26 protein-coding genes are annotated in these 24,683 nt (G+C 47.6%); 2 read left to right on the top strand and 24 right to left on the bottom strand.

Going from position 1 to position 24,683, the window contains the following annotated elements; genetic code table 11:
* Positions 1–5: 5 nt before the first annotated feature.
* The 4 genes from ACX4JR_RS08435 to spoIVA all read right to left on the bottom strand — a co-directional run bounded on the left by ACX4JR_RS08435 (position 6) and on the right by spoIVA (position 5,185).
* Positions 6–1,241, bottom strand: coding sequence for an aspartate kinase (locus ACX4JR_RS08435; RefSeq protein WP_476057646.1), 1,236 nt, complete (start codon positions 1,239–1,241; stop codon positions 6–8).
* Between the two features lie 13 nt (positions 1,242–1,254).
* On the bottom strand, positions 1,255–2,166 hold the full coding sequence (gene thrB / locus ACX4JR_RS08430) for a homoserine kinase (protein ID WP_476057645.1): 912 nt from the start codon (positions 2,164–2,166) through the stop codon (positions 1,255–1,257).
* A gap of 37 nt (positions 2,167–2,203) precedes the next feature.
* Positions 2,204–3,502, bottom strand: a complete 1,299-nt coding sequence (locus tag ACX4JR_RS08425; RefSeq protein ID WP_476057644.1) for a homoserine dehydrogenase — start codon at positions 3,500–3,502, stop codon at positions 2,204–2,206.
* A 204-nt stretch (positions 3,503–3,706) separates the two neighbouring features.
* Positions 3,707–5,185, bottom strand: coding sequence for a stage IV sporulation protein A (gene spoIVA / locus ACX4JR_RS08420; RefSeq protein ID WP_476057643.1), 1,479 nt, complete (start codon positions 5,183–5,185; stop codon positions 3,707–3,709).
* Between the two features lie 443 nt (positions 5,186–5,628).
* On the opposite strand from spoIVA, the gene ACX4JR_RS08415 reads away from it, so the two are divergent.
* Positions 5,629–6,102: a C40 family peptidase gene (locus tag ACX4JR_RS08415; RefSeq protein ID WP_476057642.1), complete on the top strand. Its 474-nt coding sequence runs from the start codon at positions 5,629–5,631 to the stop codon at positions 6,100–6,102.
* 60 nt (positions 6,103–6,162) lie between these two features.
* Here ACX4JR_RS08415 and ACX4JR_RS08410 read toward each other — a convergent pair whose 3' ends face one another.
* The 17 genes from ACX4JR_RS08410 to aroF (ACX4JR_RS08330) all read right to left on the bottom strand — a co-directional run bounded on the left by ACX4JR_RS08410 (position 6,163) and on the right by aroF (ACX4JR_RS08330) (position 22,580).
* On the bottom strand, positions 6,163–7,209 hold the full coding sequence (locus tag ACX4JR_RS08410; RefSeq protein WP_476057641.1) for an NAD(P)H-dependent glycerol-3-phosphate dehydrogenase: 1,047 nt from the start codon (positions 7,207–7,209) through the stop codon (positions 6,163–6,165).
* Between the two features lie 36 nt (positions 7,210–7,245).
* Positions 7,246–7,836, bottom strand: coding sequence for a glycerol-3-phosphate 1-O-acyltransferase PlsY (plsY, locus tag ACX4JR_RS08405; protein WP_476057640.1), 591 nt, complete (start codon positions 7,834–7,836; stop codon positions 7,246–7,248).
* A 27-nt stretch (positions 7,837–7,863) separates the two neighbouring features.
* Entirely contained in the window at positions 7,864–9,177 is a 1,314-nt protein-coding gene (gene der, locus ACX4JR_RS08400; protein ID WP_476057639.1) for a ribosome biogenesis GTPase Der, read from the bottom strand.
* A gap of 51 nt (positions 9,178–9,228) precedes the next feature.
* On the bottom strand, positions 9,229–10,545 hold the full coding sequence (locus tag ACX4JR_RS08395) for a DUF512 domain-containing protein (RefSeq protein WP_476057638.1): 1,317 nt from the start codon (positions 10,543–10,545) through the stop codon (positions 9,229–9,231).
* 22 nt (positions 10,546–10,567) lie between these two features.
* A complete protein-coding gene (locus ACX4JR_RS08390) occupies positions 10,568–11,044 on the bottom strand; it encodes a DUF3189 family protein (RefSeq protein ID WP_476057637.1) in 477 nt (158 codons plus the stop codon).
* A complete protein-coding gene (locus tag ACX4JR_RS08385) occupies positions 11,041–11,523 on the bottom strand; it encodes a DUF3189 family protein (RefSeq protein WP_476057636.1) in 483 nt (160 codons plus the stop codon). The genes ACX4JR_RS08390 and ACX4JR_RS08385 overlap by 4 nt, the downstream gene beginning before the upstream one ends.
* Complete coding sequence (locus ACX4JR_RS08380) at positions 11,520–11,711, bottom strand: capping complex subunit for YIEGIA (protein WP_476057635.1); 192 nt, start codon at positions 11,709–11,711, stop codon at positions 11,520–11,522. The genes ACX4JR_RS08385 and ACX4JR_RS08380 overlap by 4 nt, the downstream gene beginning before the upstream one ends.
* Before the next feature lie 25 nt (positions 11,712–11,736).
* Positions 11,737–12,627 (bottom strand): YIEGIA family protein, encoded by an 891-nt coding sequence (locus ACX4JR_RS08375; RefSeq protein WP_476057634.1) that lies wholly within the window; start codon positions 12,625–12,627, stop codon positions 11,737–11,739.
* Positions 12,628–12,674: 47 nt separating this feature from the next.
* The gene (spoIIP, locus tag ACX4JR_RS08370) at positions 12,675–13,937 is read right to left on the bottom strand and encodes a stage II sporulation protein P (RefSeq protein WP_476057633.1); all 1,263 of its coding nucleotides are present in this window, start codon (positions 13,935–13,937) and stop codon (positions 12,675–12,677) included.
* Positions 13,934–14,674 carry a DUF1614 domain-containing protein gene (locus tag ACX4JR_RS08365; RefSeq protein WP_476057632.1) on the bottom strand — a complete coding sequence of 247 codons (741 nt, stop codon included), beginning with the start codon at positions 14,672–14,674 and terminating at the stop codon, positions 13,934–13,936. The genes spoIIP and ACX4JR_RS08365 overlap by 4 nt, the downstream gene beginning before the upstream one ends.
* Positions 14,675–14,792: 118 nt before the next feature.
* Positions 14,793–16,922, bottom strand: coding sequence for a bifunctional 4-hydroxy-3-methylbut-2-enyl diphosphate reductase/30S ribosomal protein S1 (locus ACX4JR_RS08360; protein WP_476057631.1), 2,130 nt, complete (start codon positions 16,920–16,922; stop codon positions 14,793–14,795).
* 13 nt (positions 16,923–16,935) lie between these two features.
* Positions 16,936–17,520 (bottom strand): lysophospholipid acyltransferase family protein, encoded by a 585-nt coding sequence (locus tag ACX4JR_RS08355; RefSeq protein ID WP_476057630.1) that lies wholly within the window; start codon positions 17,518–17,520, stop codon positions 16,936–16,938.
* A gap of 6 nt (positions 17,521–17,526) precedes the next feature.
* Positions 17,527–18,198: a (d)CMP kinase gene (gene cmk, locus ACX4JR_RS08350; RefSeq protein ID WP_476057629.1), complete on the bottom strand. Its 672-nt coding sequence runs from the start codon at positions 18,196–18,198 to the stop codon at positions 17,527–17,529.
* Positions 18,199–18,313: 115 nt separating this feature from the next.
* Positions 18,314–19,618, bottom strand: a complete 1,305-nt coding sequence (gene aroA, locus ACX4JR_RS08345) for a 3-phosphoshikimate 1-carboxyvinyltransferase (protein ID WP_476057628.1) — start codon at positions 19,616–19,618, stop codon at positions 18,314–18,316.
* A 6-nt stretch (positions 19,619–19,624) separates the two neighbouring features.
* Entirely contained in the window at positions 19,625–20,482 is an 858-nt protein-coding gene (locus ACX4JR_RS08340; RefSeq protein WP_476057627.1) for a prephenate dehydrogenase, read from the bottom strand.
* Positions 20,482–21,507, bottom strand: a complete 1,026-nt coding sequence (aroF, locus tag ACX4JR_RS08335; RefSeq protein WP_476057626.1) for a 3-deoxy-7-phosphoheptulonate synthase — start codon at positions 21,505–21,507, stop codon at positions 20,482–20,484. Before aroF (ACX4JR_RS08335) ends, ACX4JR_RS08340 begins: the two co-directional genes overlap by 1 nt.
* Before the next feature lie 266 nt (positions 21,508–21,773).
* Positions 21,774–22,580 carry a 3-deoxy-7-phosphoheptulonate synthase gene (aroF, locus tag ACX4JR_RS08330; protein ID WP_476057625.1) on the bottom strand — a complete coding sequence of 269 codons (807 nt, stop codon included), beginning with the start codon at positions 22,578–22,580 and terminating at the stop codon, positions 21,774–21,776.
* A gap of 207 nt (positions 22,581–22,787) precedes the next feature.
* Between aroF (ACX4JR_RS08330) and ACX4JR_RS08325 the strand changes: the two genes are divergently transcribed.
* Positions 22,788–23,198: a YueI family protein gene (locus ACX4JR_RS08325; RefSeq protein ID WP_476057624.1), complete on the top strand. Its 411-nt coding sequence runs from the start codon at positions 22,788–22,790 to the stop codon at positions 23,196–23,198.
* Between the two features lie 10 nt (positions 23,199–23,208).
* Here ACX4JR_RS08325 and aroH read toward each other — a convergent pair whose 3' ends face one another.
* The 3 genes from aroH to ACX4JR_RS08310 form a co-directional block, all read right to left on the bottom strand.
* On the bottom strand, positions 23,209–23,580 hold the full coding sequence (gene aroH, locus ACX4JR_RS08320; protein WP_476057623.1) for a chorismate mutase: 372 nt from the start codon (positions 23,578–23,580) through the stop codon (positions 23,209–23,211).
* 21 nt (positions 23,581–23,601) lie between these two features.
* The gene (locus ACX4JR_RS08315) at positions 23,602–24,024 is read right to left on the bottom strand and encodes a HutP family protein (protein WP_476057622.1); all 423 of its coding nucleotides are present in this window, start codon (positions 24,022–24,024) and stop codon (positions 23,602–23,604) included.
* Positions 24,025–24,152: 128 nt separating this feature from the next.
* Positions 24,153–24,626, bottom strand: a complete 474-nt coding sequence (locus ACX4JR_RS08310) for a hypothetical protein (RefSeq protein WP_476057621.1) — start codon at positions 24,624–24,626, stop codon at positions 24,153–24,155.
* Positions 24,627–24,683 lie beyond the last annotated feature (57 nt).

The raw sequence follows: 24,683 nt of genomic DNA, 5'->3' as shown, positions 1-24,683 counted from the left end.
ATTCTCTAGCTGCAGCGGGCGCAAGGGGTTTTTTCCGCTAAGCCGAACTTTTTATGCAGTGCCTTAACAGCCTTTTCAGCCAGGTTCTTTTTAATAATGCATGAAATTTTAATATCCGAAGTTGTAATCATTTCTATGTTGATGTTTTCATCGGCCAGGGCTTCAAACATCATTGCCGCAACACCGGGATTGCTGATCATGCCCGCACCTACTATGGAAACTTTGGCCACGTCCTGATCATAGGTATAGCTCTTATAGCCCACATCGTCCTTGATTTGTTCCACTATTTCAAGGGTTCGCTTAAGGTCATTTTGAGAGACGGTGAAGGATATGCTGTTGACTTGGTTGCGCTCGGCACTTTGGATAATCATATCCACGTTTATGCTCTTTTGGGCCAGGGCGTTAAATATCTTATAGGCTATGCCGGGCTTGTCGGGTACGTCGAAAATTCCTATCTTGCTTACGTTCAGGTCGTGGGCTACGCCGGTTACAACCATATCCTTTTCCATGTCGCTTACCTCCTTAACAATGGTCCCCAAATTATGGTTAAAGCTGGAACGTACATGGATAGGTATATTGTAAAGTTTGGCACATTCAACGGCCCGGGGGTGGAGCACCACGGCACCAAGATGAGCCAGTTCCAGCATTTCATCGTATGTTATGGTATCCAGCTTGCGGGCCTCCGGAACTACCCGCGGGTCGGTGGTATATACCCCGTCAACGTCGGTATAAATTTCACATATATCGGCTTTCATTGCGGCGGCCAGGGCCACGGCTGTGGTATCCGAGCCTCCCCGCCCAAGGGTTGTTATATCATTTGCCTGGTTAACCCCCTGGAACCCGGCCACCACCACAATTTTACCGTCATTTAATTCTTTTTTAAGGCGCGTGGTGTCAACATCGATAATCCTGGCCTTGCTATGTATATTGTCGGTTTTAATGCCTACCTGGGGCCCGGTTAAGGAAATGACGTCTTCACCTACGGCCTTAATGGCCATGGCCAGCAGGGCGATGGACACCTGCTCTCCGGTAGATAAAAGCATATCCATTTCCCGCTCCGGGGGATCATCAGTTATTTCCTTAACTAATTCAATCAATTCGTCTGTTGTATCGCCCATGGCGGAAACTACCACTATTATCTGGTGTCCCTGGCGGTGCATGTCTACTACCCGGCGAGCTACTTTGCGAATTCGTTCAGGATTTGCTACACTAGTTCCTCCATATTTTTGTACTACCAGCATTTGTCGTCCACTCCTATGCAAGATTTTTTATTTCCAATGCCCTTGCCCCTGTGGGGCTGGGGTCCAGTATAAGGGACCTGGCAGTTATGCCGCTCTGGAGAAAGGTTTCCCTCATTACCCTGGCTATAAGATCCAGGTTTTTGTCGGCCAGGGCTATTAAAGCAGGGCCTGCCCCGCTTAAGGCAATTCCCCTTGCCCCGGCCAGTTTAGCTGCGGCAAAAACTTTTCTCATACCGGGAACTAGGCCGGCCCTGTAACACTGGTGCAGTCTATCTTCCATGGCTACCCCCAAAAAATCCAAGTCCCCTTTTTGCAGGGCGCCTACCAGTAGTGCAGCCCGACCAATATTGAATACCGCATCTTCCAGGTTCACTTGCTTGGGCAGGGTTTTTCGGGCTGATTTTGTGGAAAGGGGGAAAGCGGGGATAGCCACCACTGCTTTCAATCCGGCAGGAGGTTCTATTTTTAGATATTTTACTTCATCTTCCGAATGAACGTAAACGGTAATGCCTCCAATCAAAGCGGGGGTAACATTGTCAGGGTGCCCTTCCATTTCGACGGCCAGCTTTAACAGCTGGTGCAGGTTTAATTTCCCGCCGGAGATAACGTTGGCCGCTACCATCCCCCCTACGATGGCCGCGGCGCTGCTTCCCAGTCCCCTGGATACCGGGATGTTGTTGATTAAGCGTATTTTTAGGCCTGCGGGATTATACCCGGTTTTTTTAAAGACTTGCCGGGCGGAATTATAAATCACGTTAGTTGTGTCCTTGGGGATCTCGCTTGCCCCCTCACCCGTCACTTCAATGGCCAGGCCGGAACTTGTCTCGGTCATTTCCACGGTGTTGTACAATTTTAGGGCCATGCCCAGGCAATCAAAGCCGGGGCCCAAATTGGCAGTGCTGGCCGGTACCTGTACGCGAACCACTTTGTTCCTCCCGGGTTTCTTAAATATTCTTTAAAACTTACAAATTTTCTCCTTCTACCCGAATGAAGTTACATACTTCGATTACCGACGACAGGTGCCGAATTATTTCTATGGCGTCGAGTAAATTCTTTTCTCTAACTTTGTGGGTTACCATTACTATTTCGGCGGTGTCATCTTTTGTCTGTTTTTGAATTACCGAAGCCAGGCTGACTTCTTTATCGCCGAAGGCGTAGGCGATGGAGGCCAGAACTCCGGGCCGGTCAATGACCCGCAGGCGGATATAATATTTGCTTTCAGTCAAGCCCATGGCCTTGATTGGCTTTTCTTCAAAACACGTGCAGCCCATTATGTCAGGAACATTGCGCAAGATGGCATGGGATGCATCCATAATATCGGCCACAACGGCGCTGGCAGTAGGCATTTCACCGGCCCCCCGCCCGTAAAACATAGTATCTCCCACCGCATCACCCTTTACAAAAATGGCGTTAAAAACATCGTTGACCGAAGCCAGGGGATGGCTGGCGGGAATTAAAGTCGGGTGTACCCTTGCTTCAATTCCCTCGGCGGTTTCTTTGGCAATGCCCAGTAACTTAATCACATAATTTAATTCGCTGGCATAAGTAATATCTGTAGCAGTAATTTCTGTTATTCCCTGCACGTAAACGTCATTGATGGTTACCCGGCTGTTAAAGGCGATGGACGCCAGTATGGCCAGTTTACGGGCAGCATCATAGCCCTCAATGTCGGAAGTGGGGTCTGCTTCTGCATACCCTTTTGCCTGCGCTTCTTTTAACACTTCGTCAAAATCACGGCCCCGGGCTGTCATTTGGGTAAGCATATAGTTAGTTGTTCCGTTAATTATACCAATTATTTGCTGGATGCGATTTGCAGCCAGGCATTGTTTAAGGGGGCGGATAATGGGAATTCCCCCTGCCACGCTGGCTTCAAATAAAAGATTGGTATTGTTGGCCTCGGCTATTTGGAAAAGTTCCTTTCCGTGAAGGGCTATCATGTCCTTGTTGGCTGTAACCACGCTTTTACCGTTGGAAAGGGCTGTTTTAACATAGTCAAATGCCGGGTCCAGGCCGCCAATTAATTCGACAACCACGTCGATTTCAGGATTATCAATTATTTCCGGTGCATTAGTCGTTAATAGCCGGGTATCTATCTCTAATCCTCTGTCTTTGGCAGGGTTCTTTACCAAAATTTTTGTTATTTCCAGGGGTATACCCACTTTGCGCCGGATGTTTTCGCGATTATCCGTAAGGATACGATAAACACCCCGGCCCACCGTTCCCAGTCCCATTAAGCCGACTTTTATTTCCGAGCGTGACACGGTATCTCTCCTTTCCCCTTTGGCATGAACCCGGTTTTAATTATATATTATATAAACGTCAATGCACTTCCTTTGCCGGGGCAGCTTTAAATTTTTCGTGCAAAATGGACATTATTCCATGATAGCAGAAATTATACCACTATTAATATGGGGTGACAATAGTTGATAAAGAACGGGCAAAAAAAAACCGGTTTTGTTAACCGGTTAGATGATTATACAGATAAGGCCTCCACTTCCTTCATTAACGATTCTCTGAAGGGTTTCCTGTAATTTTCGCTGGGCATTTTCAGGCATGCGATAAAGTTTGTTTTGAATTCCTTCCCTAACCAGTTCATTTACGGATTTGCCGAAAATTTCTGAATTCCAGAATTTTGTCGGGTTTTCTTCGAACTGGCTGAGCATATAGCTAACCAGTTCTTCGCATTGCTTTTCAGTACCTATAATGGGAGTTATTTCCGTGGTAATGTCGGCTTTAATAATGTGCAGGGAAGGGGCGCTGGCCTTTAATTTAACACCGAACCTGCTCCCCTGGCGAATAAGTTCTGGCTCTTCCAGTTGCATTTCCTCCACGTTGGGAGTAACCACACCATATCCATTTTCCATAACTTCTTCCAGGGCGGGAGCTATCTTATCGTATTCCCGCTTGGCCACGGCCAGTTCCTTAACCAGGCGGAAGAGCTGTTGTTCCCCTTCCAGGGTAAATCCTGTTTCTTCCTCTAATGCCCTGTAGAATAATTCCGGCTTGGAAGTAACCTTAATGTCTGCTGAACCAGTGCCCATGTCCATTTTTTCCAGCTGTATTTTTTCCACAAAATCGTAAGTGCCGAGTTTCTCCATTGCACCGTCTATATCGCGAAGGCGCCGTACGCTTTGCACAGTTTCCTTAACGGCATTCTCAAATTGCTCGCGCAGCCAGTGCTTGCTGTCCAGTTCCTCTAACCAGGGCGGTAGGGAAATGTTAACTTCATTTACCGGGAATTCGAAGAGTAATTTTTCCATCACTATTAATATGTCTTGCTGGGTTAATTCAAGTACGTTCAAAGGAATTACCGGCACGTCGTATTTTTCGGTGAGCTCGCCGGCAAGGTTGATGGTATCCTCGGATTCGGGATCGGTAGAATTCAAGATAATCAGGAATGGACGGTTAATATTTTTTAATTCTTCGACAACCCGTTCCTCTGCCTCAATGTAATTTTCCCTGGGAATGTCAATAATAGTGCCGTCAGTGGTCATAACTATTCCCATGGTTGAATGTTCGCTGATTACTTTGCGGGTGCCGATTTCAGCTGCTTCCTCAAATGGGATGGGCTCGTCAAACCAGGGAGTAGATACCATGCGCGGCCCTTCTTCTTCATCGTAGCCCAGCGCCCCTTCAACCCGGTAGCCCACACAGTCCACAAGGCGTATCTTTACCTGGATTTGGGGGGTTATTTCAATTTCCACTGCTTCATTGGGGATGAATTTAGGTTCAGTTGTCATTATAGTTTTTCCTGCTCCGCTTTGGGGAAGTTCATCGGTGGCCCTCTCTTGGTCATAAACATTTTCAATGTTTGGTATTACCATAAGTTCCATAAATTTTTTGATAAAGGTTGATTTGCCCGTGCGAACACCACCGACAACTCCAAGATAAATGTCCCCGCCGGTGCGCTCCGCAATATCACGGAAAATGTCCTGCTTTTCCATGCACGCACTCCCTCCTCGCAAAAATTAAAACAAAAACTTTTTTCATCCCCCCCACCGTCTTGGGTGAGTAGATAGGCCCCAGCCCGGTTTCAAGGTGTATTATTTTCCAGTGGCATACATTAACAATATATATATATGTTTGCCGGACATAATTATTACCTGTCTTTGGATTTTTACAGGAATAAATTAGAAAAAGAAAGTTTAGCTTGTTCTAAAATTTTTTACATTTTTTTGTTTTTATTGTAGGATTTAAGGATCGGGTTGTCGAAAACAACAACTAGAAAAAGATGGACATGGAAAGGAGTTTTTATAAAATATTGTTAAAATGTGCAGTAATAATTTTAACATCGTTTTTTTTATTTGGTTTCTTTCCAACATTAGCCGGGGCGGTCCCCGTTGAACCTTCCAGGTGCTGGGTGCAAAAGGACCGGGATTCCGAGAAGTTGATAATCAGATACTTTAAAACGGCACGGTATAAAGCAAAATTTCAGGCAGCAAACATTAAAGTACCACCTGCAGGTCCTTCCAGGGCGGGTATCCGGCCGGATGTAAGAAAAGTGTTGACCGCGGCCAGGGCTCTTTTGGGGCGTCCGTATGTATACGGGGCAGCGGGTCCGGAGAGTTTTGATTGTTCCGGCTTTACTTTATATGTATTTAAGAAAGTAGGGATTAATTTACCCCATCTTGCTTCTGAACAGGCAAAATATGGGGTAAAGGTTGCGAAAGATGAATTGCGCCCCGGGGATTTGGTATTTTTCAGTTATTATGGTGGTTCAACCATACAGCATGTGGGTATTTATATTGGTAACGGCAAATTTGTTCATGCTTCTTCCAGGAAAGGGGTTATTATTACTTCCCTCTCAAATGACTACTACGTCCAAAATTATAAGGGAGCCAGCAGGCTGTTACCGGGTTAGGCTTGCATACAAAAAGCCCCGCGGCTTTTAAGCCGCGGGGCTTTTTGTAATTAAACGCTCTTATTTGAAATTTGTCCACCACTTGATCTTTGCCTCAGCAACTTCTTCCATTTCATGGCGCCTTCCCCGGGTCATTAAATTAATTACCGCAGTGCGAGGGGAAAGTCCCTTGAAAAGGACATTATACATCTGCTCGGTTATGGGCATTTCAACATTTAATTTGCGGGAAAGATGGAATGCTGCCTTGGTGGTACGTACACCTTCCACTACCATGTTTACTTTATCTAATGCTTCCTGCAAAGTGCTTCCCTTTCCAATTTCCCTGCCTGCCCTGCGGTTGCGGCTGTGTTTGCTGGTACAGGTAACCATGAGGTCCCCCACACCGGCCAGGCCGATAAAGGTAAGAGGATTGGCGCCCATGCTTATGCCCAGGCGTGCTATTTCAGCCAGCCCCCTGGTAATAAGGGCAGCGGTGGTATTATCACCGAATTCGAGGCCGTCTATTATACCGGCCCCGAGGGCGATAATATTTTTTAAAGCCCCGCCCAGTTCCACGCCGATTACGTCGGGGTTAGTGTATACCCGCAGGTAAGGGTCCATAAATATGTCCTGGGCCTTTTGGGCTGATTCCAGGGACGAAGAGGCTACTACCACAGCGGTGGGAATATTACGGGCCACTTCTTCCGCGTGACTGGGACCGGAAAGGATTACATAGCGGTGGGCAGTTTCTTCGCCCATTTCTTCTTTAAAAACTTCCGACAGCCGCATGAGGGTATCTTCTTCCAGTCCCTTGGCGACATTAATGATAATAGCTGCCTGTTCTATGTAAGGCCTTGAAATTTGCAGGACTTCGCGAAAAGCATGGGAAGGTACTCCGAAGACAACAATTTCCGCACCGGAAAGTACATCATCAAGGAAATTGGAAGCGATTATTTGTTCCGGCAGGGTTATTCCCGGGAGATAACGGCTGTTTTTTCTTTCTTCATTGATTTCCCGAACCTGGTCTTTTCTTCTGGCCCAGAGGTGAATATTGGAGTGATGGCGGGAAAGGGCGATAGCCAGTGCTGTAGCCCAACTTCCAGCGCCTACTATAGCAATTTTTGACATGAAACCCGTTACTCCGTCCCCCCCTTTCGTTGCTTTTTATACCCGTTTCCCGTGGCCGATTTTGAATTCGGTCCCTTTAATTATTCTTTGTATATTGCTTCGGTGCCTGTAAACGGCGAATACTGCCGCTGCGATGCCAAAGGCCAGATATGAGCTTTTAAGGTTCAGAAGTAACATCCAAATGGGTACTGAAATTGCGGCAACTATGGAGCCCAGTGATATATACCGGCTAATTATCACGGTAATTAACCATACAGCAAGGGCGAGCAGCGCGGTTTGGTAGGAAAGGGCGAGGAGTACTCCAAAGCTGGTGGCGATAATTTTGCCGCCCCGGAAACGTAAAAATACGGGCCAGCTGTGTCCGGCTATGGCCGCCAGGCCACATAACAATTCAAGATTCTGGCCACCGGCCTGCATTCCCAGGATTACCGCCAGGGTACCTTTGGCAGTATCCCCCAGAAGGGTTATAAGGCCGGGAGCAGCTCCCAAAGTACGCCAAACGTTGGTTGTACCTATATTGCCGCTCCCGTGTTGCCGTATGTCCACGCCCTTGGCTTTGGCAATTATGTAACCTGCCGGTATGGAGCCTATAAGGTAGCTGGCAATGAGTGCCAGGACAAATAACATACATTCACCTCAAATAAGTCCTTAAATTTATTTCTTTCTGCGAAAAACAAATCTTACAGGGGTTCCCTCAAAACCATACGCATTTCGAAGCTGGTTTTCCAGGTAACGTATATAGGAAAAATGAACCAGTGCAGGATCGTTTGTGAAAATCAAGAAAGTCGGGGGTTTTACCCCTTCCTGGGTAGCATAAAATATTTTAAGCCTTTTACCTTTCCTGGCCGGGGGCGGATTGTAAAGTACTGCATCTTGTATTAGCTCGTTTAGCCGGGAGGTGGGGATTCTCATGGATGCCTGGTCGGCTACGTGGTCGACCATCTTTAAAACCCGGTGAATACCCTGTCCGGTTAGGGCACTGACAAATATAATGGGCGCGTAAGGAAGAAAGGAAAGGTTTTGTTTTATATGCTCTCTAAAACGGTTAGCTGTTTTATCGTCCTTTTCCACCAGGTCCCATTTATTTACCACAATTATTGCGGCTTTACCCTTGTTATGGGCAAAACCGGCAATGCGCTTATCCTGGTCGGTTACGCCTTCAACGGCATCAATGAGCATGAGGGCAACATCGCTCCTTTCCACGGCCTTAAGAGAGCGGTTAACGCTGTACCGTTCCGTGGACTGGTCAATGCGGCTTTTTCTACGAATTCCTGCCGTATCTATGAGAATATAGGAGTTGCCCTCCCAGTAAAAGGGGCTGTCAATGGCATCACGGGTCGTTCCCGGGATATCACTTACGATAACCCTTTCTTCTCCCAGAATGGAATTAACCAGGGAAGATTTCCCGACGTTAGGGCGTCCAATGACTGCAATACGTACTACATCATTTTCCGTTTCTTCATGGACTGGTTCCGGCAGTGCCGCCACTACAGCATCCAATAGATCTCCTGTATTTAATCCCTGGGCTGCGGAAATGGGGATGGGTTCCCCCAGACCCAACCGGTAGAATTCCATGTATTGGGATTTATCTTTAAAGTTTTCTACCTTGTTGGCAGCCAGGATTACCGGTTTTTCAGCTTTGCGTAAAATTAAAGCAATTTCCTCATCTGCCGGCAATATTCCCTGGCGGGCGTCCACGAGGAATAATATAACGTCACATTCGCGAATGGCCATGTTAACCTGTGACCGTACTTTGCTGCTAATGGTATCTGCTTCCCCGAAATCCAGGCCGCCCGTGTCTACCAGGGTAAATTCTGTGCCGTTCCACTCGGTGTCCTGGTAGAGCCGGTCCCGCGTTATACCCGGCTTGTCCTCAACGATGGCGATTCTTTCACCTATTATTCGATTAAAAAGGGTGGATTTACCCACGTTGGGACGGCCAACTATGGCAACAACCGGTTTTGACATTACCATCACCAGCTTTACTTTTTAATTCCAGTTTTAACTTTATTGCAGAAATTAAACCATTATACCCGTGGCGGCCTGTATTAATTCCTTAGGGTTACCGGCTGTTTTTACCGGTACGCCTAATTTCCGGGAGAGGTCATCTAACGTGGGATTGTCCAAAAATACGGGCATGTCCGCCCTTAAAGCTGCGCTGGGTATGATAACGGCGTCCGTTTCTTCCGTTGCTTTTACTTGTTCCATTATATCCGAGGCGGTGAGCAATCCGGCCACGGTAACGCTACAGCCGAAAAATTTATTTTCCACTGCCACCAGTTTTACGGTTAAATTCTTTATTTCATTTAACCGCCGGGCTACCGGCTCCAGCACCGGCTTGGCCAATTTGCCGGTGACCAATAGTACATTGCGGCCTGCTGGAATACTTGGGGGCAACTTAGCCTTTTCTTCTTTCCACTGGTCAAGGAAAAGGCGGACCAGCCCCACCCCGTTTTCCGTTTGGGGAAATCCACCGTAACGGGAAGCGGGCGGGATGTTCTCGCCCGCCAGGAGGTAAAATTCATCGCTGGCAAATACCAGTGGATAGCCGTAACGCCTGACGCATTCATCCTGCCAGCAGTGAACTTTTTCTATTACTTGCCGGGCTTCGGGGCCCGTAAAAGAACGTAATGGATAAAGGTTTTCCCGGTAGCAGGTAAGCCCCACCGGCACAAGGGCCAGGGAGCGGACTGAGGGCCAGAGGCCTGTGAGGTCTGCCACAGTTTTTTCCAGTTCCCTGCCGTCATTTATGTCCGGGCAAAGAACTACTTGGGCGTGTATCTCTATGCCTGCACCGGCCAGATATTTCAGCTGTTCCATAATCTTAGCGGCCCTGCGGTTCCCCATCATGCGGGCACGCAGTTCGGGATTGGTGGTATGAACGGAAACATAGAGAGGGCTTAAGCGCATGCACGCAATTCTTTTTAAATCCCGTTCACTGGCATTGGTTAAAGTTATAAAATTCCCCTGGGTAAATGATAACCGGTAATCATCATCCTTGACATATAAGCTTTTTCTCATTTTAGGTGGCATCTGGTCCACAAAGCAAAAGATGCACCTGTTTTGGCAACGTATGGTTTTTCCAAGCCCGCCATGCTGAAAGGACAGGCCCAATTCCTCGTCCCAATCTTTTTCTATTTCCAACAACCAGCGCTGACCGTCAGGTTTTTGAAGTAAAATATTTACTTCCTCATCGGCAATTAAAAAGCGATAATCTATGATATCCATAACTTCCTGTTCATTTATGCGTAGAATAACATCCCCTGGTTTTATTCCTAATTCTTCGGCGATGCTTCCGGGAGAAACGGACTTTACTACCAATTGCCGGTCCCCCATGGGGACCCTCCTCTCGCTGCTGTTATGGTAACATTATCTGATAATTGGTAGTTTTAGTCAAGTTCTGAGCATAGCTTCTTCCCACCGCTTCGGCAAGACGGAAAAAATATTTGTTTAATAATTTTTGCACAAGTAATTCACCCAGGGACTTGGTTTTAGGTTTCTTAAGTAACATATTGGCCGCGATGGATAGAATGTCGTCTTTCAGGCCCGTATCCAGGAACAAGAGGCATTCCTGGGGTATTTTATATATTTGTAAAAAACTGAAAATAATATTTTTTATCATCTCCGGCTTGCCGGCATCCCAGATTGCATACACGCGGTTTCCAAAGCGGTCGGTACCGGCATTAATGGGCTTACCCGCGGTCCTGGTAAATATCCACGGGGGAAGTTCTTTTATTTGGAAAGGTGGCTGGACCGGGAGGATCTCCAGGTGCATGGCGGCAGCCAGTCCGGCATAGGGAAAGGAACTGTTGCTGTAATAGAACAGGCATTTCATTGATTCGTCTCCAAATTATCCTTTGTGCTTTTTATAAGTTCTTGAATGTAGGGAAATGCTTTGATTGTCCCCCATGCAACAAGGGGTCTTCCCAGGTTTACTAACTTGAACCTTCGGGAAAGAATTCCGCCGATGCGCATACTGAAGTTAACTTTGGGCATTACATTGATGAGCCGGAAAGTGTCCTTGGGAATATTAAAGATTGCGGCCAGTCCATCAATAAGGTTTGCCAGCACTTGCGGCATACTTTTCCGTCCCACAACATAAATTTCATTGCCCCTTTCATCGGTACCCATGAAGGTAATGTATCCGAATTCTTTTGAAGTTCGAGTATCGAAATAAGGGGTTTGAAGCAGCTTTTCAATCGTTGGAAGGCGGTCAGAGGGGAGCCAGCCCAGGTGAAGGGCTGCTGCCGTAACTGATGAATGGGTGCCTCCATAACAATGGTAAATGATTTTCAATGTTTCACCGTCTTTCAATGACGAACAATAATATAACATCCGTTTTCCAGGTCGTGGACCATTGCATCAAGAGACCTGGCCAGGTATTCGGCCAGCTTTTCCCTTTCTTCCTCATCCTTGGCCAGGAATACAGGCACTCCTCCGGTTACCAGTTCTTTATCCAGCGTTACTACAGCCAGTATCCCGCTGGGCTCATAGTCACCCAATAAAAATTTCCCCCTTTATGTGGTTTCAGTCTGCAGCTATGCGGCCTGCTTGGGTTCTGGAGGGGCGTATGCGGGCGCTTTCTAGCACGGGTGTTCTGTTTACGGCGGCTATAAGTGCGTCCATGTCTTTTTCCACTGGTACTATGTAAAGGGCAACTTTACCGCTATCCGGGTCTTTTCGGACCAGGGGGGTAAATTCGGGAATATCTACATCTTTTTTGGTGCCCAGGATAAGGGCGGCGGTATGAGCTATGGCCATGCGCTGTCCCACGTTACTCAATGTTGCCCTGGCATCGTTGTCCTTGGGCTTTATAATTACACCCAGGGCGTCCCGGGCGATTTTGTCCCGCATTTCTTTGAGCCCCACCGACATAAAGTTTATGTCCCCCACATACAGAAGCGAATTTTTAAAGTGTACCCTGGCGGGGATAACTTCGCATATGTCTCCAATACTTTCTCCGCTTTTAAAGGTCACGGAAAAAAAAATAAGTATTATCCCCAGTCCGATTGCGCCGGGAAGACTGGCTATTTGGTGGGCAAGGCTGGTGAAAAAGGCTGCCAGCATGACCAGGTAGTTTCGGGCCTCAAATGTGCGGGCAATACCTTCTATGTAATCTTTACCGCGATTTACCAGCCAGGTATCTTCCAAATTTTCCAGGGTTTTTCTTTCCATGTTCCTGATCTCCCTGAATTGCTGGGCGGCCAAGGCCAGGAAAGTAAAGGCGGTATAATCGGGCTCCAGGATTGCCGGGACAGCTACTGCCCCGAGGGCGGAGGCGATAAACCCCAGGGAAAGGTGAGTAATACACCCGTGGGGATATCCCGGATACTGCCGGTAATCCAGTCTTAGGAGGAGCACCCTGGCAAGAGTTCCTACCAGGGTGCCCGTAACAACAGCGGTAATATAATTTTCCATATAAGTGTTCACCTGCATTATGGCTTTCTTAAATGCAGTTGATAAATTTAGTCCTTTTGTATATCGTTTAGCCTGCCCCGTGCGGCTTCGTTGGCATCCGGGTCGTAAACACCTTCGTTTTCTTTGCATTTACGTTTGTTTCGCCTGGGCATGAGCAGGTTGACAAATTCCTTGCTGATGTAGCTGTTAAGCCTATCCTTGACGTTTTGCCAATTTCCCGAACTTATCAGCAGAAATGCACCGCCGCCGATGACCAGTACAGCCAACAGTACGGCTGTTGATGCCCAACCACCCGGTGTACGGGCGTTGGGATCCCTGTAACTATCTTGGGTTGGCCCGGCAGGGCCTATGCCCAAAACGTTGGGCAGGGTACTGGCAAAAAGGCTGACACCCCTTTCAGCCGCTTCTCTGGAATTAGTGTGGGTACCCACTTCCACCAGCATGGCGGTGGGTATCAGATCCTGGTTATAATTACCGTTGGCAATAAATATTTCCTTTATTAAGTTTGGATAGCTTTGGTTAACTGCTGCCATTACTCTTTTGGCAAAATCCTTGTTGGCCTGCATCTTGGGATTTTGCCTGCCTACCACCAGGCGCAGCTGGGTAACCTGCTGGCCGTTAATGTTTTTTCGGTAATAATTGGCATCGGGAATGCCGTCTCTGTGCACGTCTATAAGGGCTGCCGGATTCTTTTTCAATAGTTTTACAGCCGTCCGGCGGGAGCGATTGTAAGCATTTTTATCCCGGGGCTCATGCGCCGACCAATCGTGAATTGCTTCAACGCCCTGTTGTCTCAGCCCTTTAGCAAAGGCTTCACCTACCTGGAAAATTCCGCCGTTTCCCGGTTTGCTTTCTGTCCCGTCGGAGGGAATGTAGGATTCTGCGCTGTGAGTATGATATATGGCTATTTTGTTATTGCTCTTGTTTCCTTGCTGATTTATTACCGGTATTGCTTGGTTGGAAAAATGATCTTGCCAGGCAATAAAGTCCTTATCCAACCCTTGAAAATCCGCTACAGCACTTTGGCCGTCCACCGTTTTGATGCGGTAAAGCCTGCCATCGCCGGTTATAATTTCGTCCCCTACCGTTACCATCCGGGACATTTTGCTTATTAAATTATTTTCCACATCCCGGATGGTAAAAACGCGCCCGTCTTCGTGACACGCCTCCACAGAATTAAATAAGCGGAAATTAGGTAGTAGTGCAGGAGAAAAAGCAGGGGAAGTCCCCTTGGAAAGGTATAGCATTAGAAAGGCACCTAATACCAAAAGGCCGGCGCCTGTTACCAGTTGCCAGCGATGTTTTTTCATGCCGGTCCACCTCCTTTATCCCCTTCTTCTTGTGCCGCTGGTTCTTCCGGTACAGGTTTTTTCAGTCCTTCCATTACGGATTCCGGGCGTTTAGCTGACGGGCCGCCCTGGATGCGTTCCCGTACTTCACCGATAATTTCGGCAAGTAATACGGCTATAATTCCAGCGAGGACGATGGCGTCAAAGGCTCCGGCGCCGCCAATGGCAACTGTTCCTGCAGGGGCTCCTGTGGTGATAAGCCATACGAGATAAGCTATATCCACCAAAACCAGGCCAAGGGTGGCGGCAATGAAGGCAGAGCGGCGCGACCTTCCTGCCACGTAAGCGACAATACCTGCAATGAGAGGGTAAACCCATATGGAATCTAGATACCCAAAGAGGCGTCCACCGGGTTCGGTATCGATGCCCCCATATAAGAAACCTGCTCCAAATATAACGCCTGCTGTAATAAGCGTTGCTATAATTGCTCGGGTCCGTTCCTTGAAAGTACCTGCTTTTGACAGCAGGTAACCTGCCACGATTATGGGGACCAATCCTCCCCCAACATTAAGGGATACATCGTAGCGTCCCGTGGATAAAGGTATGGTTATAAAACTTCCTACAATTAAAGCGGCAATGATGCCCAAAGCTGCCCTGTCGGATAGCCTGAGCCTGTCCAGTACCCTTTGGGCAAGGCCAAAGTAGATTAGAATGGAAACTATGATAAGTACTATCAGGCCTATGGGTAACCGTGTCATTTATATTCCCCCTTGGTCTTTTATGTTCAGGCGGGCATATTATACTTTGCAGTCTTTAGATTTCCCTGCTTAAAGGTAAATATGCAAAAAAAAAGGCCCTTAGGGCCTTTGGAATAATTTACTCTTCTCTTTTTTTGAAAATATCTCCTACCATTTCACCTATAGTTGCAGTAGCACCGTCGCTTACTGTATCATGGGCTTTGGCTTTTTCTTGAAATTGCTGCTCGACGTGCCGCCTTGGTGCGCGCTCACGGTTATGCTCGCCTTTAGTTCCGTTTGCTTCCCGAAGGGATAAGCGGATGCGTTTTTCTTCGGGTTCCACGTTGAGCACCTTAACTTTAATCTCATCGCCCTCACTGACAATCTCACTGGGTTCTGCAACGTAATGTTCGGCAAGGTGTGAAACGTGAACGAGGCCTTCAACCCCTGGTTCCAGCTGGACAAAGGCTCCGAAGGGGGCAAGCCGAACTACTTTGGCCTCCACTATACTGCCCACCGGGTATTTGCTCTCCACGTTGTCCCACGGGTTGGGAAGAACTTGTTTAAGTCCCAGGGAAACCTTTTCATTTTCCTTATCCACGCGCAAAACTTTTAATTCCAGCTCGTCACCTACACTGACCACGTCAGAGGGATGGTTGATGCGGTACCAGGCCATTTCCGAAATGTGCAGCAGGCCGTCGATGCCGCCGATATCCACAAAGGCTCCAAAGTTGGTAAGACGGCGTACAATCCCTTTAATTATATCCCCTTCTTGAAGGTTTTCCAGCAGTTCCTTTCGCTTTCTGGCGTTTTCTTCTTCCAGTACGGCCTTTCTGGAAAGAATTACCTTCCTCCGGGGGCGGTTTAGCTCAATTACCCTGGCTTGAATGGTTTGGCCAATATACTGGCTTAAATCCTCCACATATCCCATTTCCACCAGGGATGCTGGCAGGAAGGCACGTAAACCCACGTCCACCAAAAGGCCGCCTTTAACAACTTCCCGTACAATACCTTCAACGGGCTCTCCACTTTCCAGGTGTTCTTCCAAGGCCGACCAGGCTTTTTTAGCGTCGGCCCGTTCCTTGGAAAGAAGGAGCCTGCCCTCGTTATCTTCACTTTTTAAGACCAGCACGTCTATTTTATCTCCCACCTGGACTACGTCCCTGGGAGAGTTAATATCGAAGCTGGATAGTTCTTTCAGTGGAATAACGCCTTCCGATTTGGCACCTACGTCAATGAGGACTTCACCGTCGGATAACTGAACCACAGTGCCCCTGACGATGTCTCCCGGGCGGAGAGATTTCACTTCCATTGCCTCTTCCATGTTACCTTGTAGCGGCTCTTGGGAAGTGATATCTGCATTTTGTTGAGTTTGCTCTTCGGGGGAAATTTTTTCTTCCACCGGCTGTACTTCTTCGTTCAAATTCATTTCGCCTACTTCCTTCATGCGCCTACAAACCTCCTCTATAATCCATTCAGGTGTAGATGCCCCTGCCGTTAAGCCTGCTACCTTAACTCCTTTGAACCACCGGGGGTTCAATTGGCCTGCCTCTTCCACATGGTAGGTAGGGGTTCCGGTAGCGCGACATAACATGGCCAACTTTCTTGTGTTAGCACTGTTAAATCCACCTACTACCACCATTACATCCACCTTTTGGGCCAATTCAATTGCTGATGCTTGTCGCTCGGAGGTGGCGTGGCAGATGGTATCATACACCTGAATCTGGTCACATTTACTTTTAAGAACTTCCACCACTTCATGAAAATTTTCCCGGGGTTGCGTAGTTTGGGCGATTACCCCTATTCGGGGGTAAAAGGGAATGCTAGCGGCCTCCCGGGAATCCTTGACTACCAGTGCCCCATTTCCTGCCCAGCCTACCAGTCCTTTTACTTCGGGGTGTTTTTTTTCTCCCACCACAACCACCTGATACCCTTCTTCCTTTAATTTTTTGGCCAATTGCTGGGCTTTGGCTACAAAGGGGCAGGTGGCGTCCACTACTTTAAGATTGAGCTCTTTGGCCTGTTGAAGCTCTGCAGGGGTAACACCGTGGGATCTGATAATCAATACGTCGCCGGGCTTGACCTCAGAAACACTTTCTGTTTCTTTAATCCCTTCTTTTGAAAGTGCTGCTACCACTTGCGGATTGTGAATTAAAGGACCAAGGGAGTACAGGGGCCCGTCCCTGTTTCTGGCGGACTGCACCGCCATTTCAATAGCTCTTTTAACACCAAAGCAGAAACCTGCTTTGGGGGCAATATGAACTTCCATTTTATCACCACAATTAGTTATTTCTCCGCAACCTATCGATTTCTGCCATAACCTGGCGGCTTACATTTTCCAGGTCGGTTTTTGTGGGTTTTTGTCGATATAAAACGCTAAACTCTATGGGTTTTCCTACGGTAACGCGTACTTTTCCAAATATGCCTTTTGTTCCACTAACAGCCACCGGCAGTATCGGTACACCTACTTTAAGAGCCAGCATGGCAGCTCCGAGATGGGGATTTAAAAGTTCCCCAGTGTGACTTCTGGTCCCCTCAGGAAAAATACCGAGTACTTTGCCGGCTTTAAGTAATTGCAATGAGTGGCGGATGGCCGGGGGATCGGGCCCGTCCCTGTGAATGGGAAAGGCTCCCAATTTGGTAATTATAGGGCCTAATAAAGGGATTTTAAAAAGTTCCGCTTTGGCCATAAAATGAATTTGCCGGTTGAAGGTGCAACCTACTACCACCGGATCCCAGTAGCTGATATGGTTGGCTATAACTATAACGCCCCCGGACGGGGGCAGGTTTTGAGCTCCCCGAACTTCCCACCGGCGGAGTAATGCCAGCACAATTCGGCAAATAACTCTGGCCATCCGGTAAAACACTAAATTTTACCTCCCGGTAACTTTGGAGACAATATAATCGACTACCTGTTCAACTTTCATTTCAGTACAATCTATTATAACGGCGTCCGGGGCCGGTTTTAGTGGAGCAACTTCCCTGGTGCTGTCTATTCTGTCCCGCTCCTTTATTTCTTCCAGCAGGGTGTCCAGGCTGACCCGGTAGCCCTGGGAAACCAGTTCCTTATACCGGCGCCGGGCCCTTTCTTCCGGAGTTGCCGTTAAAAAAAATTTAAAGTCCGCTTCCGGTAAAACCGTGGTACCAATGTCCCTTCCTTCCATTACAATTTTACCTTCCCTGGCCATATCCCTTTGTTTTTGCAAGAGGCTCTCTCTAACTCCCGGTATTTTTGCCACCAGGGAAACCTTGCGAGATATTTCAGGTTTCCTGATTTCGCTTGTAACATTCATGCCGTCGGCATAAATGTGATATAGTTTTTCGCTGTCCGGAACCATTTCAATAATCATTTTTCGGGCCAGGTCTGTAACCGCTTCCTCATCTTCCAGGTCTATATTTCGCTGCAGGGCCATGAACGTTACCGCCCGGTAAATGGCACCGGTATCTATGTATAAAAAATTTAGCCTTTTGGCAACTTGCTTGGCTACCGTGCTCTTACCGGCTCCTGCCGGGCCATCGATGGCTATTTTAATCTTTCCTGGCATAATACCTCCCAAAATGAAACATGTGCAATACTTTAGTATTTTCGACACCTATAACCAATTTCCTTTTTTTAATCAAAATAAAAGCCCGGAGGAGGAAAAACCCTTCCAGGCTGTATTATTCTACCGTTAAAGAATTTAATGCATTTATAAATTCGGGGAAGGAAATTTTAATACACGATGCACCTTCTATAACGGTTTCCTTTTTAGCGGCCAGCCCGGCAACCGCAAGAGCCATGGCCATGCGGTGATCTCCCCAGCTATAACAATGGCCGCCGGCAAACCGGGTATTCCCGGCTATAACCATGCCGCCGGGAAGTTCCTTTATTTTTGCTCCCATTTTACTTAATTCCGTAACTATGGCCTTTATGCGGTCGGTTTCTTTATATTTTAATTCTTCTGCCCCGGTTATAACCGTTTCTCCCCGGGCAACGGCGGCGGCCACGGCAAGTACCGGTATTTCGTCTATGAGGCGGGGGATGGTGTCAGCCCCAATGGAAATTCCCTTTAAAGGGGCGTGGCGTACTCTAATATCGGCAACTGGCTCCCCGCACTCTTCGCGAACATTTTGGAGGGTAATATCGGCCCCCATTTGCCGTAAAGCGTCCAAAATGCCGGTACGGGTGGGGTTAATACCTGTCCCCACAATGGTAATGTCCGATTCGGGAATGATGGATGCCGCCACGATGAAGAAGGCAGCAGAGGATATATCTCCGGGAACGGTAAAATCTCCCCCGGCACGGAGGCGGCAGGGGCCGCGCAGGGAAACCGTCAGGCCCGATCTTTTAACGGGCACTCCGAAATGTTCCAACATACGCTCCGTATGATCTCTGGAAAGGGCTGGTTCGGTAATAACGGTTTCACCCTCTGCCTGCAGCCCGGCAAGAAGAATGGCCGACTTGATCTGGGCACTGGCAACCGGTGTGGTGTAGCGGATGGCTTTTAGCCGCCTTCCGGTAACGGCAAGGGGGGCCCGGGTGTTTTCCCGGCGCCCCGCTATTTTTGCTCCCATTTTGCTTAAAGGAGCAACTATTCTCCCCATGGGGCGTTCACGGAGAGAGCGGTCCCCGGTGATTACGCTGAAAAAGGGTAAGGAAGCCAGAACACCGGTTAAAAGTCTCATGGTGGTACCCGAATTCCCCGCGTAAAGAATATCAACGGGTTCTTTAAATCCAGACGGGCCGGTGCCGTGCACAACCAGGCAGTTGTTTTCCGGCCCTTCGATTTTTACCCCAAGTTTTTTTAAACAATTCACGGTGGACAGGCAGTCCGCGGCTGTTAAAAAATTTTTTATACGGGTCGTGCCTTCGGCTAGGGCGCTTAAAATAGCCGCCCTGTGGGAGACGGATTTATCTCCCGGGACCGGGATGCGTCCTTTGAGAAGTTTTACCGGTTTGATTTTTAAAGGGTCCATATTTTTCATTCCTTTTCAAGAGGTTAGTTTAGAGCGGGCTTCATGGGCGCTTTTAAGTTTATCCAACAGGGTTTGGGCATCGCTTTTCTGCAGTGCAAATTTGTATTCTTCCAATACCCGCAAGAATTTATCCAGTGTTTGTATTAATTCTTTTCGGTTGGACAGCAATATTTCCTGCCACATTTCGGGAACGCCGGAGGCAATTCTGGTGGTATCTTTAAATCCCCCGGCGGCCAGGGGCATAATTTGCCGGTAATCCCGGCAAGCCTGGAGGGTATTGACCAGGGCCGCAGCCACCACGTGGGGAAGGTGGCTTATTAAGGCAACAATTCGATCGTGTTCCCGCGGGGATAATTTCAGGGGAACGGCTCCTATGCCTTCAACCAAGGATATTACTTTACCCATTGCCAGTGAAGATGTTCCTTTTGTCGGTGTAATGAAGTAATAGGCCTTTTCAAAGAGATAAGGATTTGCACTCTTGAACCCGTTTTGTTCCGACCCGGCCATAGGATGTCCGCCAACAAAATGAATATTGGCGGGCAAATTAGCGTTTACCCAGCTTACAATTTCTTCTTTGGTACTGGCCACATCGGTGATAATTGTGCCCGGGGAGAGATACGGGGTAACTTGTTTGAGAATTTCTTTAATGGCCTTAACGGGAGTGGCCAGTATTATCAGCTCGACACCGGTTACTTTCCGGGGCAGTTCCGCAGACTTATGGATGGCACGGTCCTTAAGCGCTAACTTCAGGTTTTCCTTGTTGTTATCAGCACCTATTATTTCGCCGGCCAAATTTCTTTCTTTTATGGCCCTGGCCAGTGAACCGCCTATTAAACCCAGGCCTATGATGAGAATTTTATTAAATAATGGCATCAGGTTCCACGTCCCACTTTTTTATTCATTACGGATGCTGCCTTAAATATTTCCTCCATTGTTAACTTAAAGTTTTCCGGGGTTAGGGACTGGGGCCCGTCGCAAAGGGCCCTGCCGGGTTCCGGGTGGACTTCAATAAGCAGTCCGTCCGCCCCTGCGCAAATTGCCGCCCGGGCCATGGGCTTTATAAAACGCCATTTGCCGATGGCGTGACTGGGATCAACAATTACCGGCAGGTGAGTCAGGTGCTTTAAAACGGGTATTGCCGTTAAATCGAGGGTATTGCGGGTATATGTTTCAAAAGTTCTGATTCCCCGCTCGCAAAGTATAACATTTTGATTTCCCTCTGCCAGGATATATTCCGCAGCCAGAAGCCATTCTTCAATGGTGGCGGACGGTGCCCGCTTTAAAAGGATAGGCTTACCCACCCGGGCAACTTCCCGAAGGAGGAAGAAATTTTGCATGTTTCGTGCCCCGATTTGCAATATATCGGCATACGCGGCAACCGTGGAAAGATTAGTTATGTCCATGACTTCGGTGACAACGGGCAGTCCGGTTAAGGCCCTGGCTTCGGCAAGCAATTTCAGCCCCTCTTTTTCCAATCCCTGGAAGGAATAGGGTGATGTGCGGGGCTTAAAGGCACCGCCCCTTAGAATTGTCGCCCCTGCGGCTTTTACCGCTCGAGCTGTTGAAATTAATTGTTCCCTGCTTTCTACGGCACAGGGCCCTGCCATTACCTGTACGACATTATTTCCGATTTCAAGGTCTCCCACGCGAACAATGGTGTCGTCCGGCTTGAATGTCCGGCTGGCCAGCTTATAAGGTTCTAAAATCGGTACTACTTTTTCGACGCCCGGCAGAGCTTCCAGGGCCAGTTCACTCATGCGGGTTTTATCGCCAATTGCCCCTATAATGGTACGTTCCACTCCCCGGGAGAGATGAATGCTAAAGCCGGAATTTTCCAGGTGGGCCACAACTTCGTCAATTTGGCTTTTTTCTGCGCCATGGCTCATTACGACTATCATTTTATAACCAACCTCCGGATTTAGGTGATTTTCCGGCAGGATGGCGGGTGTTTTAGTTAGCGGTATAAAATTGAAAAAAGCACTCCCCGGGAGTGCCTTAAATAGTCAAAATACATATTCTCGCCTCCCCTACCGTACTACCGTTATTTCAGCTAACAGCCATACTACAATAAATCTACCATTCAACCATCCTACCGTGTAATTATATTATCATAAGGATTGTAATAAAGACAACTGTTTTAAAAAATATTTAACGATGTGGTTACTTATCTCAAACTTTCCAGGCGCCTGACATCTTTAATCAGGTCGTTCATTTGGCCGGGGGTAAGGCTTTGAAACCCGTCACAAAGTGCCTTCTCCGGGCGGGGATGGACCTCAACCATGATCCCGTCGGCCCCGGCGGCTATGGCTGCCCTGGCCACCGGTGCTACTAATTCAGGTTTACCGGTTCCGTGACTGGGATCGGCTATCACCGGTAGATGGGAAAGGTTTTTAACTGCCGGTATAGCATTGATATCAAAGGTATTGCGGGTGTAATTCTCAAAAGTACGTATGCCCCGCTCGCACAGAATAACCCGCCAGTTGCCCTCGGCCAGTATATATTCGGCTGCCAGCAGCCATTCTTCTATGGTGGCTGAAAAACCCCGCTTTAATAAAACCGGTCGGCCGGTCTTCCCTACTTCTTTCAGTAAAGCAAAGTTTTGCATGTTGCGGCTACCTATTTGCAAAATGTCCGCGTAATTCATTATTAATTCCAGGTCCCGGATATCCGTTACTTCGGTAATTACGGGGAGCCCCGCGACTTTTCCGGCCTCACATAATATTTTTAAACCTTCTTCCTTCAAACCCTGAAAGTCGTAGGGAGATGTTCGCGGCTTATAAGCCCCACCCCTTAAAACATGTACACCCATATCCTTAAGTTGAATTGCCAACTGCAGCAGTTCATCCCGGTTTTCTACGGCGCATGGCCCGGCAATGACGGTTATACCCCCATCTCCCACACGGTGCTTGGACACTGTGACGACGGTATTTTTTTTATTACTTTGTTTACTTACTAGTTTTGGGGCTGACACCGTTATTCCCCCTTGAACTTACCTTTAAAAGTAGCATTCGCTGATTGTTGCTGTTTGTCCTGCCGGCTTCGGCAACATTTATTTCAAGGTTTCGTTTCAATCTAATTTGTCCAAAGCTTGAAAAGTAATTCCCGAAAATAAGAATGGTTTTTTCAGAATAGATTTTGGGAACGGGGGAAAAGATGCAATGCAAAAGGGGGAGTTTTTATGGATATAAGAAAAGAAATTTTTCCCGGTGATCATGATGAATTGGAGAGGGCTTTAACCTACGGCATTTACAGCGAGCCCGAAGTTAAGAAGGAGGAGCGCATGCACTATTTGGGCCAGCTTCGGGAAAGATTAATTCTGGCCCTGACCGAAGACCGGGTAAAGAAGGGGGAAGTACCAAAAGAATTAGAACAAGCCCTTAGGGATATCAGGGCGTCAAAAGTGATATTAAAGGGAAATCTTCCAACTAAAATCATTTTAAAATATGAACGTCTCGCCAGAGAACATGGAGTAGAGGCAAGTACTATTTACGATCCACAATTCAAAGGTGATGTGGGACTCTTGGTGGTGAGCAACCATGCAGTAGACCTGCCTGACAGCCAAGTATTCCCGGATCAGCCGGTGCATTAAAGGAATATGGTTAGTCAAGGTCCGGCCTTAAAGCCCTGGCTCTACGTAAATATACGTGTTTAATTTCTTCTTTAGTTTTAGAGGTATAGCTATGAATCATTACCCTGATGCACATGGGTAATTGTCCTGGTACCGCTACTTCCCTGGCGCAAAGCATGGGTATCAATTGCCAGCCCCGAAGTTGCCTGGCTGCTGCAGCGGGAAACCCCGCATTGAGGTCCGGAGTAAGGGTAAAAAAAACACTTATTACTCGTTCCGGCTCTAATTCATTTTCTCTAATTATGGATTCAAGCAACTCCCGGGTTGCCTTTTCTATGTCATCCCGGGTGTTTTTTTCTACGGTAATGGCCCCCCTGATAGCTCTTACCATCAGGTTACCCAACTTGATACCCCCTTGAAATGATTACGGTGATGATACTGCCCGGTGGCCAAGCCCCACGGCTACTTCGTCCAGGTGTAGGAGACCCACGCCAAAAAATACTGCTACGCTAATGTGATCCTTATAGCGGGCAATGCCAATCTTTCCGCCAACATTAAGTCCAATTGCTTTGGGCATAACTTGTGAAAGGGCTTCCCGCGTTGCCCCGGCTATAGCGCCTTCATCAGCGTGTAATTCTTGAATGACTCCTTCCCTTTTTGCCGCCACAACCGACCTTTCCGTTATTTTATTTACCGAGGTTACAAAGTCGCCGCCGTAAACAACAGCAGCAGCTTTGATTTCTTTTCGGGCAAAAAGTTTTTTTAGTTCCTTTTCTTCTTCACGGCTTTCGCTGAGGGCCATTTTAATAGCCGCCCTGGCCACTTCCCGGCTTCCCGGATAAGCCATAGGTGAGATACCTCCCAAATATAAAATGCACTCCCGGAGAGTGCGATATATAGCCTTGTTATCTCTATCAAACCCAGATAATTATTATTATATTTAAGGGTTATATTAAAAGCAATAAACAGGGAAACTTATTTGGATTTATCGATTTTCACCTTACCCAGTGATGAAATTCCCGTTATTTTAACTGTTTTATCTTCTGAAGGATAAATTATTTCTTCTGAAGTTGTTAATACTTGAACTTCTACCGGGTAATCGTAAAAGGTTGCATCCAATTGGATTAGATCTCCATCGTGTACTTGAAAGGATACGTAGCGGTCACTGAATTGACCTACGGTTTCCCCATTTACCAAAACATACATTTTAGGTAAACTGTAATAATCTTTGAGATAAAGGGTAATGGTTGGCTCTCCCGCAACCAATTGTTGGTTAGCGGCGGGTGAAGTTATTACATCTTCCAGGTTAACGTAACCGATTGCCCGGTGCATGGGATCTTTAACTACTATAGACTGGGCAACTACCAGGATAACTGCACATAGAATTACCAGGTGGATAAGTAATTTTTCAAGTTTTTTTCCCCAGCCCAGAAAATTCCGGTTACGCAAGCCAAGACACCCCTTTGTAAATTGTCTTGGCTAATTATATATGCCCCGGCAGGTTAA

This window comes from Desulfofundulus sp. JL263-se, assembly GCF_056316025.1.
This window is presented reverse-complemented; position numbering and strand designations above follow the sequence as displayed.

Excerpts from the sequence above, each read along its gene's own strand:
- ACX4JR_RS08435 (WP_476057646.1), bottom strand. The coding sequence starts at position 1,241 with ATGCTGGTAGTACAAAAATATGGAGGAACTAGTGTAGCAAATCCTGAA.
- spoIVA (WP_476057643.1), bottom strand. The coding sequence starts at position 5,185 with ATGGAAAAGCAGGACATTTTCCGTGATATTGCGGAGCGCACCGGCGGG.
- ACX4JR_RS08410 (WP_476057641.1), bottom strand. The coding sequence starts at position 7,209 with ATGTCAAAAATTGCTATAGTAGGCGCTGGAAGTTGGGCTACAGCACTG.
- plsY (WP_476057640.1), bottom strand. The coding sequence starts at position 7,836 with ATGTTATTTGTCCTGGCACTCATTGCCAGCTACCTTATAGGCTCCATA.
- der (WP_476057639.1), bottom strand. The coding sequence starts at position 9,177 with ATGTCAAAACCGGTTGTTGCCATAGTTGGCCGTCCCAACGTGGGTAAA.
- ACX4JR_RS08395 (WP_476057638.1), bottom strand. The coding sequence starts at position 10,545 with ATGGGGGACCGGCAATTGGTAGTAAAGTCCGTTTCTCCCGGAAGCATC.
- ACX4JR_RS08390 (WP_476057637.1), bottom strand. The coding sequence starts at position 11,044 with ATGAAATGCCTGTTCTATTACAGCAACAGTTCCTTTCCCTATGCCGGA.
- ACX4JR_RS08375 (WP_476057634.1), bottom strand. The coding sequence starts at position 12,627 with ATGGAAAATTATATTACCGCTGTTGTTACGGGCACCCTGGTAGGAACT.
- spoIIP (WP_476057633.1), bottom strand. The coding sequence starts at position 13,937 with ATGAAAAAACATCGCTGGCAACTGGTAACAGGCGCCGGCCTTTTGGTA.
- ACX4JR_RS08365 (WP_476057632.1), bottom strand. The coding sequence starts at position 14,674 with ATGACACGGTTACCCATAGGCCTGATAGTACTTATCATAGTTTCCATT.
- ACX4JR_RS08360 (WP_476057631.1), bottom strand. The coding sequence starts at position 16,922 with ATGGAAGTTCATATTGCCCCCAAAGCAGGTTTCTGCTTTGGTGTTAAA.
- cmk (WP_476057629.1), bottom strand. The coding sequence starts at position 18,198 with ATGCCAGGAAAGATTAAAATAGCCATCGATGGCCCGGCAGGAGCCGGT.
- aroA (WP_476057628.1), bottom strand. The coding sequence starts at position 19,618 with ATGAAAAATATGGACCCTTTAAAAATCAAACCGGTAAAACTTCTCAAA.
- ACX4JR_RS08340 (WP_476057627.1), bottom strand. The coding sequence starts at position 20,482 with ATGCCATTATTTAATAAAATTCTCATCATAGGCCTGGGTTTAATAGGC.
- aroF (WP_476057626.1), bottom strand. The coding sequence starts at position 21,507 with ATGATAGTCGTAATGAGCCATGGCGCAGAAAAAAGCCAAATTGACGAA.
- ACX4JR_RS08325 (WP_476057624.1), top strand. The coding sequence starts at position 22,788 with ATGGATATAAGAAAAGAAATTTTTCCCGGTGATCATGATGAATTGGAG.
- ACX4JR_RS08315 (WP_476057622.1), bottom strand. The coding sequence starts at position 24,024 with ATGGCTTATCCGGGAAGCCGGGAAGTGGCCAGGGCGGCTATTAAAATG.